Annotated in this window: 14 protein-coding genes; 9 read left to right on the top strand and 5 right to left on the bottom strand. The window is 74.3% G+C overall.

Annotation, left to right across the window (positions count from 1 at the left end):
- Positions 1-80: 80 nt before the first annotated feature.
- Positions 81-626, bottom strand: coding sequence for a hypothetical protein (locus D6B71_RS04870; protein ID WP_121252544.1), 546 nt, complete (start codon positions 624-626; stop codon positions 81-83).
- A 71-nt stretch (positions 627-697) separates the two neighbouring features.
- Between D6B71_RS04870 and D6B71_RS04865 the strand changes: the two genes are divergently transcribed.
- From D6B71_RS04865 to D6B71_RS04850, 4 genes are read left to right on the top strand one after another with little or no spacing between them, the layout of a single operon-like run.
- Positions 698-1,195: a YbaK/EbsC family protein gene (locus D6B71_RS04865; RefSeq protein WP_121252542.1), complete on the top strand. Its 498-nt coding sequence runs from the start codon at positions 698-700 to the stop codon at positions 1,193-1,195.
- A 9-nt stretch (positions 1,196-1,204) separates the two neighbouring features.
- Entirely contained in the window at positions 1,205-1,561 is a 357-nt protein-coding gene (locus D6B71_RS04860) for an ArsC/Spx/MgsR family protein (RefSeq protein ID WP_121252540.1), read from the top strand.
- An 8-nt stretch (positions 1,562-1,569) separates the two neighbouring features.
- Entirely contained in the window at positions 1,570-2,184 is a 615-nt protein-coding gene (locus D6B71_RS04855) for a DUF4126 domain-containing protein (RefSeq protein ID WP_121252538.1), read from the top strand.
- 10 nt (positions 2,185-2,194) lie between these two features.
- Positions 2,195-3,496, top strand: coding sequence for a phytoene desaturase family protein (locus D6B71_RS04850; protein WP_121252982.1), 1,302 nt, complete (start codon positions 2,195-2,197; stop codon positions 3,494-3,496).
- Between the two features lie 34 nt (positions 3,497-3,530).
- On the opposite strand, the gene metF is transcribed toward D6B71_RS04850, so the two are convergent.
- Entirely contained in the window at positions 3,531-4,421 is an 891-nt protein-coding gene (gene metF, locus D6B71_RS04845; RefSeq protein WP_121252536.1) for a methylenetetrahydrofolate reductase [NAD(P)H], read from the bottom strand.
- Between the two features lie 73 nt (positions 4,422-4,494).
- On the opposite strand from metF, the gene D6B71_RS04840 reads away from it, so the two are divergent.
- The gene (locus D6B71_RS04840) at positions 4,495-5,613 is read left to right on the top strand and encodes a polyprenyl synthetase family protein (RefSeq protein ID WP_240641079.1); all 1,119 of its coding nucleotides are present in this window, start codon (positions 4,495-4,497) and stop codon (positions 5,611-5,613) included.
- A 33-nt stretch (positions 5,614-5,646) separates the two neighbouring features.
- Here D6B71_RS04840 and D6B71_RS04835 read toward each other — a convergent pair whose 3' ends face one another.
- Positions 5,647-6,012, bottom strand: a complete 366-nt coding sequence (locus tag D6B71_RS04835; RefSeq protein WP_121252534.1) for an Rv2175c family DNA-binding protein — start codon at positions 6,010-6,012, stop codon at positions 5,647-5,649.
- A gap of 135 nt (positions 6,013-6,147) precedes the next feature.
- On the opposite strand from D6B71_RS04835, the gene pknB reads away from it, so the two are divergent.
- The 4 genes from pknB (at position 6,148) to aroF (ending at position 11,450) form a co-directional block, all read left to right on the top strand.
- The gene (gene pknB, locus D6B71_RS04830; RefSeq protein WP_240641078.1) at positions 6,148-8,271 is read left to right on the top strand and encodes a Stk1 family PASTA domain-containing Ser/Thr kinase; all 2,124 of its coding nucleotides are present in this window, start codon (positions 6,148-6,150) and stop codon (positions 8,269-8,271) included.
- 70 nt (positions 8,272-8,341) lie between these two features.
- Positions 8,342-9,283 carry a deoxyribonuclease IV gene (locus tag D6B71_RS04825; protein ID WP_121252530.1) on the top strand — a complete coding sequence of 314 codons (942 nt, stop codon included), beginning with the start codon at positions 8,342-8,344 and terminating at the stop codon, positions 9,281-9,283.
- 4 nt (positions 9,284-9,287) lie between these two features.
- Complete coding sequence (locus tag D6B71_RS04820; RefSeq protein ID WP_240641077.1) at positions 9,288-10,190, top strand: DMT family transporter; 903 nt, start codon at positions 9,288-9,290, stop codon at positions 10,188-10,190.
- A 222-nt stretch (positions 10,191-10,412) separates the two neighbouring features.
- Positions 10,413-11,450, top strand: coding sequence for a 3-deoxy-7-phosphoheptulonate synthase (gene aroF, locus D6B71_RS04815; RefSeq protein WP_121252528.1), 1,038 nt, complete (start codon positions 10,413-10,415; stop codon positions 11,448-11,450).
- On the opposite strand, the gene D6B71_RS04810 is transcribed toward aroF, so the two are convergent.
- Complete coding sequence (locus D6B71_RS04810; RefSeq protein WP_121252526.1) at positions 11,447-12,439, bottom strand: threonine aldolase family protein; 993 nt, start codon at positions 12,437-12,439, stop codon at positions 11,447-11,449. The genes aroF and D6B71_RS04810 overlap by 4 nt on opposite strands.
- 19 nt (positions 12,440-12,458) lie before the next feature.
- Positions 12,459-13,799, bottom strand: coding sequence for a class II 3-deoxy-7-phosphoheptulonate synthase (locus D6B71_RS04805; RefSeq protein WP_121252524.1), 1,341 nt, complete (start codon positions 13,797-13,799; stop codon positions 12,459-12,461).
- Positions 13,800-13,842 lie beyond the last annotated feature (43 nt).

Here is a 13,842-nt window from a genome sequence, read left to right as displayed (position 1 = left end):
GTCAAGGCCCCGGCCGGGGCGGTGCAGCGGCTGTGCACTGCGGAGGGGGACGACTGTCAGGAAGGGCGTCAGGAAGGGCGTCAGGAAGGCTCGCCGGCGGGCTCGTGGGGAGCCTGCGGGTCGTCCAGTCGATCGTCCTGGGCGGCGCGCCGGCGGTGCCAGGCACCGGTGACGTAGGCCGTGGTGTCGCGGTGCCAGAGGAACCACAGCAGCGCCACTTCGAGCACCACCGAGACCACCGAGAGCACCGAGAAGACCGACGGCATCCGGGTGCGCAGGATCGCCAGCGTGGAGACCGCCACCAGGACGACGGTCACGGACAGCGTCACCCTCGCCCAGTGGTGGCCACTGCGGAAGAACGCGGCGAGCACCGCGATCAGCAGCACCATGACGACGAACAGCACCAGCACCACCGGCACGAACGCGGGGGTGATCGGCTCGGCCTTGAGCGCCTCCAGCCCGTCGTGGGCCAAGATGCTGCGCGCGCTGGCGTTGCCCTCCGCCCAGGCCCGGACGATCTCGTCCTCGAGCACCACGGTCAGCACCGCGACCACGGAGGCCAGCAGCAGCAGCGCCCCCAGCAGCTGCATCGCCCGATCGACCGAACCCGGTCGCTGCCGACCCATGTGCGCTCCTCTCCGAAACCCCACGACGAACCCGAACTCCCCATGGTCGCACCCTCGCTAAGGTCGCGGCCATGAGCACAGACCGTCCAGACGAGCACTCGCGTGAGCACCCGAGCATCACGCACTTCCGTGACGAGCACGGCAGGCGTGGCGGGGCCGGTCAGATCGTCATTCTGCCCGACTCGGTGCACACGGCCGCGCTCGCCGCCCAGGCGCTCGGCTGCGAGGTCGGCGCGATCGCCAACAGCCTGCTCTTCGACGCCGCCGGCACACCGGTGCTGATCCTCACCTCCGGGGCCCACCGGGTCGACACCGCCAAGACCGCGGCGACCCTCGGCCTGCCCCGGCTGGACCGGGCCGACGCCGCGTTCGTGCGCCGCCACACCGGGCAGGCCATCGGCGGGGTCTCCCCCATCGGCCACCCCTCCCCGATCCCGACCTACCTCGACTCCTGGCTGCGTCGCCATCCCGTCGTCTGGGCGGCCGCCGGCCACCCGGCAGCGGTGTTCTCCACGACGTACGACGAGCTGGTCGCCCTCACCGGCGCCGCCGAGATCGACGTCGAGTAGGAGGGACTCGTGGAGATCTGGCTCAACCCCGCCTGTTCGAAGTGCCGCTCCGCGGCGGCCGAGCTCGACGCGGCCGGCATCGACTACACGGTCCGGCGCTACCTCGACCGACCGCCGACGCCCGAGGAGCTGGCCGGGGTGCTCGACCGGCTCGCGCTCGAGCCGTGGGACCTCGCCCGGCCGAAGGAGACCCGCGCGGCCGGCATCGACCTCCCCCGCGACGCCGCGCACCGCGATGACTGGCTCACCGCGCTGAGCCGCCACCCGGAGGCGATCCAGCGTCCGATCCTCACCGCCTCCGACGGCACCACCGTCGTCGGCCGCGACCCCGACGCGCTGGCCCGCGCGATCGCCGCCGAGAGCTGAGACGGTCCGTGGAGTCCCTCGCGCTCTCGTTCACCAGCGGCTGGGCCAGCGGCGTCAACGCCTGGCTGGTGGTGCTCGTGCTCGGTGTGACGGATCGGCTCGGCGACGTCGAGGGGATCCCCGACGTGCTCGGCCGGTGGGATGTGCTGGCCGTGGCCGCAGCCCTGTTCGCCCTGGAGTTCGTCACCGACAAGATCCCCTACGTCGACTCCACCTGGGACGCGATCTCGACGGTGATCCGCCCGACGGTCGGCACGGTCGTCGGAGTGCTGCTGGCCGGCGAGGCCGACTCGTTGGAGCAGGCGGTCTCCGGTGCGGTCGGCGGAGGTACGGCGCTGCTCTCGCACGCGGTCAAGGCGGGCAGCCGGCTGGCGATCAACACCTCCCCCGAGCCGGCGTCCAACCTGCTGGCCAGCGTCGCCGAGGACGTCGCGGTGCTGGCCGTCGTGTGGTTCGCGATCGAGCACCCGCGCGCCGCGGCAGCTGTCGCCGCGGTGCTCCTGGCGGCCGGGCTGGTCGTGCTCTACCTGCTCGCCCGGCTGGTGCGCCGCGGCTGGCGGCGCTGGCGGCACCGTGGCCGGGCCGCACCGGGCCCCGCCCCCGGCCCCCGGGCCGGACCGTAGGCTGCGCGCCATGGCACGGGTCGTGGTCGTCGGCGGCGGCTTCGGCGGGCTCGCCGCCGCCGCCCGCCTCGCCAAGCTGGGGCACGAGGTGACGCTGCTCGAACGGTCTGCGGCCCTGGGCGGCGCGTTGAGCAGCGTGAGTGCGGGGGGCTTCACCTGGGACGCCGGACCCTCCGCGACGCTGCTCCCCGCGGTCGTGCGCGACCTGTTCCGCAAGTCGGGCCGCCCGCTCGAGCGCGAGCTGGAGCTGACCCCTCTCGACCCGCTGCGCGAGCACCGGTTCGAGGACGGCACCTCGGTGCGGCTGCCCGGCGGCTCGCGCGCCGCCCAGCTGGCCGCGTTCGACGAGCTCGGCCCCGGCCTCGGGCAGCGCTGGGTCGACCACGTCGCGTCCTACACCGAGGTCTGGGAGGTGCTGCGGCGCAACTACTTCGAGGTGCCCTGGACGCCGGCCGCGCTGCCACCCGAGGTCGCGGCGCTGCTGGACTCCCGCGAGATGCTCCACCGGCGGCTCCGCCGCACCTTCAAGGACGAGCGGCTGCGCATGGTCGCCGCCCATCCGTTCCTCGCCGACGGCCACCAGCTGCGCGACGTGCCCGCCTGGGCCGGTCTGACGGCGTACCTCGAGCAGCGGTTCGGGGCGTGGACCGTGCCGGGCGGGCTGGCAGCGCTGGGCAGGGTGCTCGGCGAGCGGATGGTCACCCGGGGCGTCGAGGTGCGGCTCGGCGTGCCCGCCCTGGACGTGGTGGTGCGGGAGGGCCGGGCGGTCGCCGTCGCCACCGCCGGCGGCGAGGTGGACGCCGATCTGGTCGTCTGTGCTGTCGACCCGCGGCAACTGCCCGCCCTGGCCGACCACGTGGCCCGCACGATGCCGGCCATCCCCCCGGTCGTGGCGCATGTCGGCCTGGAGGGCGACCTGCCGGAGCTGCCGCCCGAGGTGGTCCTGCACGGCGACCCGACGCTGGTGGTCCGCACCGGTGGCACCGCTCCCCCGGGCGCCGCGGCGTGGACGGTGCACGCCCGCGGCCGCCTCGCCGAGGACGTGCTGCGGGCCCTGGCCCGGCACCGGCTGGACGTGCGCGCCCACGTCGTCGAGCGGCTGGACCGCTCACCCCGCGACCTGGTCGAGGCCTGGGCGGGCTCGCCGCTGGGGGTGCTGTGGCAGGGCCGGGGCACCGTGCGCCGCCGGCTCGGACCGACCACGCCGGTGCCCGGGGTGTACGCCGTCGGGGCGCACGCGACCCCCGGCAGCGGGCTGCCGTTCGTCGGGCTCTCCGCGGCGCTGGTCGCCCAGCTCGTCGGCCCCACGTGAGTCGAGGCCCAGCCCGACGGTCCGGTCCGACGGCTCAGGCGGTCACGTTCAGCGCGGCGAAGATCTCCAGCGTGGCCTTGGACCGGTTCAGCGTGTAGAAGTGCAGGCCCGGCGCCCCGCCGGCCAGCAGCTCCTCGCACAGCTCCGCGGCCAACGCGATGCCCTCGGCGCGCAGCGCCACCGGGTCGCCCTCGTGGGCGGAGATGCGGCGCACCACGCGCTCGGGGACCTCGCAGCCGATCAGCTCGCCCTGCCGCCGGATGGCGTTGAGGTTCAGGATCGGCATGATGCCGGGCAGGATCGGGATGTCGACGCCGCGCGCACGCACCCGCTCGACCAGCCCGAAGTAGTCGTCGGCGGAGAAGAACATCTGGGTCACCGCGAACGCCGCACCGGCGCGGGCCTTGGCCACCAGGACGTCGGCGTCCTGGTCCAGCGAGGTCGCCTGGGGGTGCCCCTCGGGGAACGCGGCCACGCCGACGCAGAAGTCGTGGCGGGCGCGGGCCAGCGTGACCAGCTCGGAGGCGTAGTCGAGCCCGCCGGGGGTGGCCGTCCACGGTGCCCGGGGACCCTCGCTCGGGTCACCGCGCAGCGCCAGCACGTTGTGCACGCCGGCCTCGGCGTAGGCGTCGAGGATCGACTCGAGCTCGGCGCGGGTGTGGCCGACGCAGGTCAGGTGTGCCAACGGGGTCAGCGAGGTCTCGGCGGCGATCCGTCCGGTGACCCGGACCGTGGTGTCGCGCGTGGAGCCACCGGCGCCGTAGGTCACCGAGACGAAGGTCGGCCGATAGGGCTCCAGCGCCCGGATCGCCCGCCACAGCTGCTCCTCGCCCTCGGCGTCCTTGGGTGGGAAGAACTCGAACGAGAACGAGCGCCCGCCCTCGCGGAGCAGGTCGTCGATGCCGCGGCTGCGGTCTGGTGCCATGGGCTCGATCCTAGGGATCACTGCCCGCTGCCCCTGGCCCTGTCCACACAGCGGCAGCCACTAGGCTCCCAGGGTGAGTCCCACCTCCCCAGCACCGGATCCCGTCGAGCGGTCGGCAGGTTCCACGGAGCCGGTCTGGGACGCCGCGGCGTTCCGCGCCGCGGTGCAGGTCGAGCTCGACGCGTTCTTGGACATGCAGGGCCAGCGGCTCACCGCGCTCGGCCACGACGCCGAGCGGCTCCTCGACGAGGCCCGCCAGGCGGTCACGGGCGGCAAGCGGCTGCGCGCGGCGTTCTGCGCCTGGGGCTACCGCGCGGTGCGTCCGCAGCCGGCCGACGAGGCGTCGCTGGTGCGCGCCTGCGCCGCGCTGGAGCTGCTGCACGCCAGCGCCCTGGTGCACGACGACTTCATGGACGCCTCCGACACCCGGCGGGGCCGGCCGGCCACCCACCGCCGCTTCGAGAGCGAGCACCGCGGCGTGCAGTGGCGCGGGGATCCGCAGCAGTACGGCGCCGCCGCGGCGATCCTGCTCGGTGACCTGCTGCTGAGCTGGTCCGACGAGCTGCTCCGCCGTTGCGGGCTGCCGCTGGCCGACGTCGGTCCGGCCCTGGAGGTCCTCGACCTGTGCCGCACCGAGGTGATCGCGGGCCAGTTCCTCGACGTCTCGGTGCAGGCGCGCGGCCGCGCCGACGTCGACACGGCGATGACCGTGCTGCGGTTCAAGTCCGCCAAGTACTCCATCGAGCGGCCGCTGCACATCGGAGCCGCCCTGGCCGGGGCCGACGGCGCGACGCTCGCCGCACTGTCGGGCTTCGGACTGCCGCTGGGCGAGGCGTTCCAGCTGCGCGACGACCTGCTCGGCGTGTTCGGCGACCCCGACGCCACCGGCAAGCCCGCGGGCGACGACCTGGTCGAGGGGAAGCGCACCGTGCTGGTCGCCCTGGCGCTCGACGCGGCCGCGCCGGAGGACGCCCTGCTGCTCGACCGGTCCCTCGGCAACCCGCTCGACGAGGCCCAGGTCTCCCGGCTCCGGCAGGTGATCGACGACAGCGGGGCCCGTCAGCAGGTCGAGGACGCGATCCGCGGGCTGACCGCCCGAGCCCTCGAGGCCCTCGACCGGGCTCCGGTCGACGCTCATGCCCGGGCGGCACTGCGCGAGCTGGCCGAGGCCGCGACGCAGCGCACGGTCTGATCCGGCCCCCGGGCCGGACCGTTCAGGCGCGGGTCAGAGCAGTGCCTGTGCCCGCCGCTTGACCTCCGAGCCGCGGTTCTCGCGGAGCGCGTCGATGGGGCGGCCCGGGTAGTCGTCGTCGGTGAAGATCCACGCGATGCACTCGCGGTCGTCGTAGCCGGCGTCGTGCAGCAGCGTGAGCAGCCCCGGCAGGCCCTTCACCGGCAACCCGTCCTGGACGAAGTCGGCCGGTACCTGCTGGCCGGCGCCGGGCGCGGGCACCGCGGCGGCCAGCTGGTGCTCGCGGATCATCGTGCGGACCTTGGCCACGGTGACGCCCAGCTGACGGGCGGCCTCGGCCCAGTCGATCCAGTCGGGCACGAGCGCGGCGAGGTCCGCGTCGGCGAGAGGTGCGGTCATGCCGCCAGTCTCCCATCCGCGCCCCAGAGGGGGCCCGGCGGCGCCACGCCGGGAGCGTCGGACCGCGCGGCGACCGCGCCGGTCCGTACCATGGGCGGGTCGGATCCTTCCCCGTCCGGCCGCAGGAGGGTCGCCGTGCAGCCAGATCGCCATGCCCAGCCGGGCACCGGCGCGCGCCCAGCCGACCCCGGCAACGGACAGCTGCCCCCCGGCCACCTGCTCGACGGCCGCTACCGGATCGGCCCGCGGATCGCCCGCGGCGGCATGGCCAGCGTCTACGAGGCCACCGACCTGCGCCTGGACCGCACCGTCGCGGTCAAGGTGATGCATGCCGGGCTCGGCGACGACGAGGAGTTCGCGGCCCGGTTCGTGCGCGAGGCACGGGCTGCTGCCGGGCTGTCCCACCCCAACGTCGTCTCGGTCTACGACCAGGGCCGCGACGCGGGCGTGGTCTACCTGGCCATGGAGCTGGTCTCGGGACACACGCTGCGCGACGTGATCCGCAAGGAGAGCCCGCTGTCCCCGGCGCGGGCGCTGGCCCTGCTCGAGCCGGTGCTCTCGGCGCTGGCGGCCGCGCACCGGGCCGGCTTGATCCACCGCGACATCAAGCCCGAGAACGTCCTGATCGCCGAGGACGGCCGGGTCAAGGTCGCCGACTTCGGGCTGGCCAAGGCGATCAGCGCCGACACCCAGCACACCGTGACCGGCGGGGTCCTGATCGGCACCGTCTCCTACCTCGCCCCCGAGCTGGTCGTCGACGGCAAGGCCGACGCGCGCGCCGACGTGTACGCCGTCGGGGTGCTGCTCTACGAGCTGCTCACGGGCCGCAAGCCCCACCAGGGCGACTCCCCGATCCAGGTCGCCTACAAGCACGTGCACGAGGACGTGCCCCCGCCCTCGCGGGAGGTCCCCGGGCTGCCCGCCTACGTCGACGCCCTGGTCGCCCGCGCCACCGCCCGCGACCGCGTCCACCGCCCGGCCGACGCCGGGGTGCTGCTGCACCAGGTGCACCGGGTCGCGCACGCGCTCGCCGAGGGCGTCGACGACGATGCCGACCTCACCGCCGACCTGACCCCGCTGCTCCTCGCCGGCTCATGGCCCGACGCCCCCGAGGCCGACGAGCGTGACGAGGTGCGCAGCGACACCGCCGAGCTCGGCGAGGCCCCGGTCACCGAGCCGCTCCGGCGCGCGCCCGCACCGGCATGGGACGACGACGAGATGGCGGCCCTGCTCGGGCCGTCCCGCGCCACCACCGCCGTCGCGGTGCCCGCCGACCGCACGCGCGCCGTCCCGGCTCGCCCCGCCTCCCCACCCGGCTCTCCTCCGGCCGCGCCGCCCGCGCGCCCCGCGGCCGGGCCGGCCCGGCCCCGCCGCTCCCGCCGCGGCCCGCTGCTGCTCGTGCTCGCCCTCCTGGTCGTCGCGGCCGTGGGCGGCGGCGCCTACTGGTTCGGCTGGGCCCGCTACACCTCCACACCCGGGGTGATCGGGCTCGCCGAGGCCGCCGCCGTCGACCGGCTCGAGGCCGCCGGCCTGAGCGCCGAGCTCGGCGACCCGGCGTACTCCGAGACCGTGCCGAAGGGGAGGGTGATCAGCACCGACCCCGAGGCCGGGGCCCAGGTGCTCGACGGGGGCACGGTCACGCTGGTGCTCTCGCTGGGCAAGGAGCGCTACGACGTGCCCAAGCTGGCCGGGCTGACCCGCGGGGAGGCGGAGGCCGAACTCACCGACACCAGCCTGACCCTGGGCCAGGTGGTCGAGCGGTGGTCCGAGACCGTCCCCGAGGGCACGGTGATCCGCAGCGACCCCGCGCGGGGCACGACGCTGCGGCCCGGCACCGCCGTCGACCTGGTGGTCAGCAAGGGCCGCCGGCCGATCCCGGTCAAGGACTGGACCGGCAAGGACGCCGACCGCGCGACGGCCGCGATGGAGAAGCGCGACCTGGTGGTCGAGGTCACCGGCGAGGAGTACTCCGAAGTCGTGCCCGAGGGCCACGTGATCTCCCAGGACCCGACCTCCGACACCCTCTTCAAGGGCGACACGGTCTCGCTGGTCGTCTCCCTCGGCCCGCCGCTGGTCGAGGTGCCCAGCCTGGTCGCGGTCGGCGTCGACGAGGCCACCCAGCGGCTGAAGGACCTCGGCTTCGAGGTCGACGTCGAGAACTCCTCGGCCTACATCGGGCTCGGCTACGTCTACTCCAGCGACCCGGGTGCCGGCGAGATGGTCCCCAAGGGCAGCACGATCACGCTGTTCCTCGTCTGACCCCGGGACGACCCAGGTCACACCGCCGCCGATTCCGTCCGGCACCGCTCGCCGCACTACCGTTTCGGCCGTGCCCGACCCGCTCGACGACCCGCCTCCGGACCCGGCTGCCCGCAACCCGATCGGCACCCACGTCCTGGTCGGCAAGGGGCTGGTCGCCGGCGCTCTCGCCTCCGCCGAGGAGCTCGGCTGCGAGACCTTCCAGGTCTTCGTCGGCAACCCCCGCGGCTGGGCGCTGAGCCCGGGCAGGCCGGCCGAGGACGAGGCGTTCGGGGCCGCGACGCGCGAGCGGGGCATGCGGGTCTTCATCCACGCCCCCTACCTGGTCAACCTCGGCTCCCCCACGCCGACCACCTACGAGCGCTCGGTGGCCTCGGTGGCGCACAACCTGGTCCGGGCCGCCCAGATCGGCGCCGAGGGCGTGGTGGTGCACACCGGGTCGTTCGTCGACCCCGGCACCGACGAGGCCGAGAGCCGGGCGCGGTACGCCGCGGCGATGCGGCAGGTGCGCGACGGGCTGCTGCCGGCGCTCGAGGCCCTCGGCGACGGGCCCGAGGCACCGTGGCTGCTGCTGGAGCCGACCGCCGGCCAGGGCCGCTCGCTGTGCGCCGGGGTCGAGGACCTGGCGCCCTACCTCGACGCGCTCGACCACCACCCGCGGGCCGGCATCTGCCTCGACACCTGTCATGTGTTCGCGGCCGGGGCCCCGCTCGACGAGCCGGGAGGCGCCACGGCAACCGTCGACCGGGTCCTCGAGATCGGCGGCCCGGGCCGGCTGCGGCTGGTGCACGCGAACGACTCGATGGACGTGCGCGGCGCCTTCAAGGACCGCCACCAGCGCATCGGCGAGGGGCACATCGGCGCCGAGGCGTTCCGCGAGCTGTTCGCGCACCCGGGTCTGGCCGGCGTCCCGTTCGTGCTCGAGACGCCCGACTCGCGCACCGCCGACAACCGCGACATCCCCCTGCTCAAGCGGCTGCGCGCCGAGGCGCACACCGGCGCGTCGGTGTGAGCCGGTGACCACCGACGCGGCCCCGCGCCGCTCCTCGCTGCTCGCCACCGCCGCGCTGCTGTCGGTGACGGCGATGTGGGGCTCGACGTTCTTCCTGATCAAGGACCTGCTCGACCGGGTCCCCACGCTCGACTTCCTCGGGGTCCGGTTCCTGATCGCCGGCCTGGTGATGCTCCTGGTCGCCCCCCGCGCGGTCGCCCGGCTCTCCCCCGAGGCCCGGCGGCACGCCCTGGTGCTCGGGCTGGTCTACGGCGTCGCCCAGATCCTGCAGACCGCGGGCCTGGCCCACACCGCGGCCTCGGTGTCAGGGTTCATCACCGGCATGTACGTCGTGTGCACGCCGCTGTTCGCGGCCCTTCTGCTGCGCACCCGGATCACCGCGCTCACCTGGGGGGCCGTCGGGCTGGCGACCGCCGGCCTGGGCGTGCTCACGCTCGAGGGGTTCGCGGTCGGCTACGGCGAGGCGATCACGCTGGTCGCGGCGATGCTCTACGCGCTGCACATCGTCGGGCTCGGGGCCTGGTCGACGGCCCGCGACGCGCTCGGCATGTCGATCGTGCAGCTGCTGGTGATCGCCGTGGTGTGCCTGATCGGCACCGCCCCCGACGGTCTGGTGCTGCCCGACAACACCCGAGACTGGCTCTCGGTGGTCTACATGGCGCTGTTCGCGGGGGCGCTGGCGATGCTGGCCCAGACCTGGGCGCAGGCCCACCTGCCGCCCACCCGCTCGGCGATCATCATGAGCATGGAGCCGGTGTTCGCGGCCTTCTTCGCGGTGCTGCTGGGCGGGGAGTCGACCACCGCCCGGATGGTGACCGGGGGCCTGATGGTGCTCACCGCGATGGTGGTCGTCGAGCTGGTCCCCCGTCGCAAGGTGGAGGCCGAGGTCACCCACCTCGCGGTCTGATCCCCCTCCCCCGTCCGCATCCTGAATGCGGGTGCGGTCGCAGGCACCGGTCGTCTACCGTCTGCTGCGTGACGCGGACCTATCTGTTTGGACACCGGCCGGGCTCTCCCGTGCCGGGCGTCCTCGCGTAGGCCCGCCCGCACCCACACCGACGCCCCGGCTGCACCCGGGGCGTCTTCTCATGTCCGGGGTCGGGTCCGGGCAACCGAGAGAGGAACAACCATGGTCGTGGTCATGGCGCCGGACGCCACCGACGAGGACATCGCCCACGTCGTCGCGCGCGTGGAGGGGGTGGGCGGCGAGGCGAACGTGTCCAAGGGCGTGGTGCGCACCATCATCGGGCTGGTCGGGGACATCGACTCCTTCCACCACCTGAACCTGCGCACGCTGCGCGGGGTCGCCGACGTGCACCGGATCTCCGACCCCTACAAGCTGGTGAGCCGCCAGCACCACCCCGAGCGCTCGACGGTGTGGGTGGGGCAGCCGGGGCGGCAGGTGCCGATCGGGCCGGCGACGTTCACGTTCCTGGCCGGCCCGTGCGCCGTCGAGACCCCCGAGCAGACGCTCGAGGCCGCGCGGATGGCCAAGTCCGCGGGGGCGACGATCCTGCGTGGCGGTGCCTACAAGCCGCGCACCTCGCCGTACGCCTTCCAGGGGCTCGGCGTGCGCGGCCTGGAGATCCTCGCCGACATCCGGGAGGCGACCGGCCTGCCCGTGGTCACCGAGGTCGTCGACGCCCGCGACGTTCCGGTGGTCGCCGAGCACGCCGACATGCTGCAGATCGGCACCCGCAACATGGCCAACTTCGGGCTGCTGCAGGCGGCCGGCGAGGCGGGCAAGCCGGTGCTGCTCAAGCGCGGGATGACCGCGACGATCGAGGAGTGGCTGATGGCGGCGGAGTACATCGCCCAGCGCGGCAACCTCGACGTGGTGCTGTGCGAGCGCGGCATCCGCACCTTCGAGCCGTCCACCCGCAACACCCTCGACATCTCCGCGGTGCCGGTGGTGCAGGCCACCAGCCACCTGCCGATCATCGTCGACCCCTCGCACGCCGCGGGCCGCAAGGACCTCGTCGTGCCGCTGTCCCGGGCGGCGATCGGGGTCGGCGCCGACGGCATCATCGTCGACGTGCACCCGACCCCTGAGACCGCTCTGTGCGACGGGCCGCAGGCGCTGCTCGGCAACGACCTGCGCGAGCTGGCCCAGGCGGTACGCCGGCTGCCGGAGCTCGTGGGCCGGGCCGAGGTGGCGGTGCGCTAGAGACCGGCGAGCACGGCGGCGGCGCGCTCGGCGTCGTCGCGGGTGACGTCGAGGTGGGTGACCAGGCGCAGGGTGGTCGGGCCGACGGTCGCGATCCGCACCCCGGCGTCGGCGGCGGCCGCGACCACCGCGGCCGCGTCGGCGCGCTCCCAGACCACGATGTTGGTCTCGACGGTGGCCGGGTCGACACCGACGGCCTCGGCGAGCAGCCGGGCGTGGGCGTGGTCGTCGGCGAGCCGCTCGACGTGGTGGTCGAGGGCGTGCAGGCCGGCGGCGGCGAGGATGCCCACCTGGCGCATGCCGCCGCCCATCCGCTTGCGGTGCACCCGGGCCTCGGCGACCGCGTCGGCGCCGCCCACCATCAGCGACCCGACCGGGGCGCCCAGCCCCTTGGAGAGGCAGACCGCCAGCACGTCGGCGACCGCGCCGTAGTCGCGCAGCGACACCCCGGTCGCCACGTGGGCGTTCCAGATGCGGGCACCGTCGAGGTGCACGCCGGTGCCCACGCCGGTGGCGAACTCGCGCAGGTCGCGCAGCTCGGCCAGCGGCTGCACGGCTCCCCCGGCGAAGTTGTGGGTGTTCTCGATCGAGATCGCCGCGGTGGCGACGAAGAACGGCCCCATGTCGGGCGCGAACAGGCGCCGGATGGCCGGGAGGTCCAGCTGACCGCGCGGGTGGATCCAGGTGCGCATCGTCAGGCCGGTGAACGCGCCGTGGGCGCCGAGCTCGGCGCGGGCGATGTGGGCGCCGGCCTCGCAGAGCACCTCCTGCCCGGGCCGCACCAGCGACCGCACCGCGAGCACGTTGGCCATCGACCCGGTCGGGGTGAACAGCGCGGCCTCGTGGCCGAACAGGTCGGCGACCCGCTCCTCCAGCCGCCGGACCGTGGGGTCCTCGCCGTAGACGTCGTCGCCGACCTCGGCGCGCGCCATCGCCTGGCGCATCGCCTCGGTGGGACGGGTGAGCGTGTCGGAGCGGAGATCGATCATGAGAGGTCGATCACCGCAGTCAGGCCTTGCGCAGCATCTCGGCGACGAGGAAGGCCAGCTCCAGCGACTGCACGCGGTTCAGCCGCGGGTCGCAGACCGACTCGTAGCGGTGGCCGAGGTCCATCTCGGCGAGCTCCTCGCCGCCGCCGACGCACTCGGTGACGTCGTCGCCGGTGAGCTCGACGTGCAGGCCGCCGGGCCAGGTGCCGAGGGAGCGGTGCACGTCGAAGAACCCCTGGACCTCTTCGATGACGTCGTCGAAGGCGCGGGTCTTGTAGCCCGAGCTGGCCTCGAAGGTGTTGCCGTGCATCGGGTCGCAGACCCAGGCGACCTCGATGCCGGAGGCGGTGACCTTCTCGACCAGGTGCGGCAGCCCCTCCCGGATCTTCTTCGCGCCGAACCGGGTGATGAACGTCAGCCGGCCCGGCTCGTTCTCGGGGTTCAGCTTGGCCGCGAGCGCCAGCGCGTCGTCGGGCGTCGTGGTGGGGCCGAGCTTGACGCCGATCGGGTTGCGGATGTGGCTGAGCAGCTCCACGTGGGCGTTGTCGAGCTGGCGGGTGCGCTCGCCGATCCACAGGAAGTGGCCGGACACGTCGTAGGGCAGGTTCGTGCGCGAGTCGATGCGGGTCAGCGCGTGCTCGTACTCCAGGACCAGCGCCTCGTGGCTGGAGTGGAAGTCGACCCGGTGGAACTCGTCGGGGTCGGCGCCGATCGCCTGCATGAACGTCAGCGCCCGCTCGATCTCGGCGGCCACCTGCTCGTAGCGCTGGCCGACCGGCGAGGTGCGCACGAAGTCGGTGTTCCAGGTGTGCACCTGACGCAGGTCGGCGTAGCCGCCGGTGACGAAGGCGCGCACCAGGTTCAGCGTCGCCGCCGACGCGTGGTAGACCTCGACCAGGCGCTGCGGGTCGGGCACGCGTGAGGCCTCGGTGAAGTCGTAGCCGTTGACCGCGTCACCGCGGTAGGCGGGCAGCGTGACCCCGTCGCGGGTCTCGAAGTCCGACGAGCGGGGCTTGGCGTACTGGCCGGCCAGCCGGCCGAGCTTGACCACCGGCACCGACGCGGCGTACGTCAGCACCACCGCCATCTGCAGCAGCACCCGCAGCTTGTTGCGCACGTTGTCGGCGGTGACGCCGGCGAAGGTCTCGGCGCAGTCGCCACCCTGCAGCAGGAACGCCTCGCCGCGGGCGACCGCGGCGATCTTGTCCTTCAGCTCGTCGCACTCGCCGGCGAACACCAGCGGCGGCATCGTGCGCAGCCGGGTGACCGCCGCGCCGACCGCGTCAGCGTCGGGGTAGGTGGGCTGCTGGGCCGGGCCGAGGGCGTGCAGGGAGGACAGGGAGGGGATGGCGCTGCTCACCGGTCAAGGGTACGCGCGCGGCAGCGGGCGACCCGAACCGGCG

Origin of the sequence: Nocardioides ferulae, assembly GCF_003660455.1 — a bacterium.
GTDB classification, from domain to species: Bacteria; Actinomycetota; Actinomycetes; order Propionibacteriales; family Nocardioidaceae; genus Nocardioides; species Nocardioides ferulae.
This window is presented reverse-complemented; position numbering and strand designations above follow the sequence as displayed.

Coding starts and splice junctions, on each gene's coding strand:
- D6B71_RS04870 (WP_121252544.1), bottom strand. CDS start 626: ATGGGTCGGCAGCGACCGGGTTCGGTCGATCGGGCGATGCAGCTGCTG.
- D6B71_RS04850 (WP_121252982.1), top strand. CDS start 2,195: ATGGCACGGGTCGTGGTCGTCGGCGGCGGCTTCGGCGGGCTCGCCGCC.
- D6B71_RS04835 (WP_121252534.1), bottom strand. CDS start 6,012: ATGACCGCACCTCTCGCCGACGCGGACCTCGCCGCGCTCGTGCCCGAC.
- aroF (WP_121252528.1), top strand. CDS start 10,413: ATGGTCGTGGTCATGGCGCCGGACGCCACCGACGAGGACATCGCCCAC.
- D6B71_RS04810 (WP_121252526.1), bottom strand. CDS start 12,439: ATGATCGATCTCCGCTCCGACACGCTCACCCGTCCCACCGAGGCGATG.
- D6B71_RS04865 (WP_121252542.1), top strand. CDS start 698: ATGAGCACAGACCGTCCAGACGAGCACTCGCGTGAGCACCCGAGCATC.
- metF (WP_121252536.1), bottom strand. CDS start 4,421: ATGGCACCAGACCGCAGCCGCGGCATCGACGACCTGCTCCGCGAGGGC.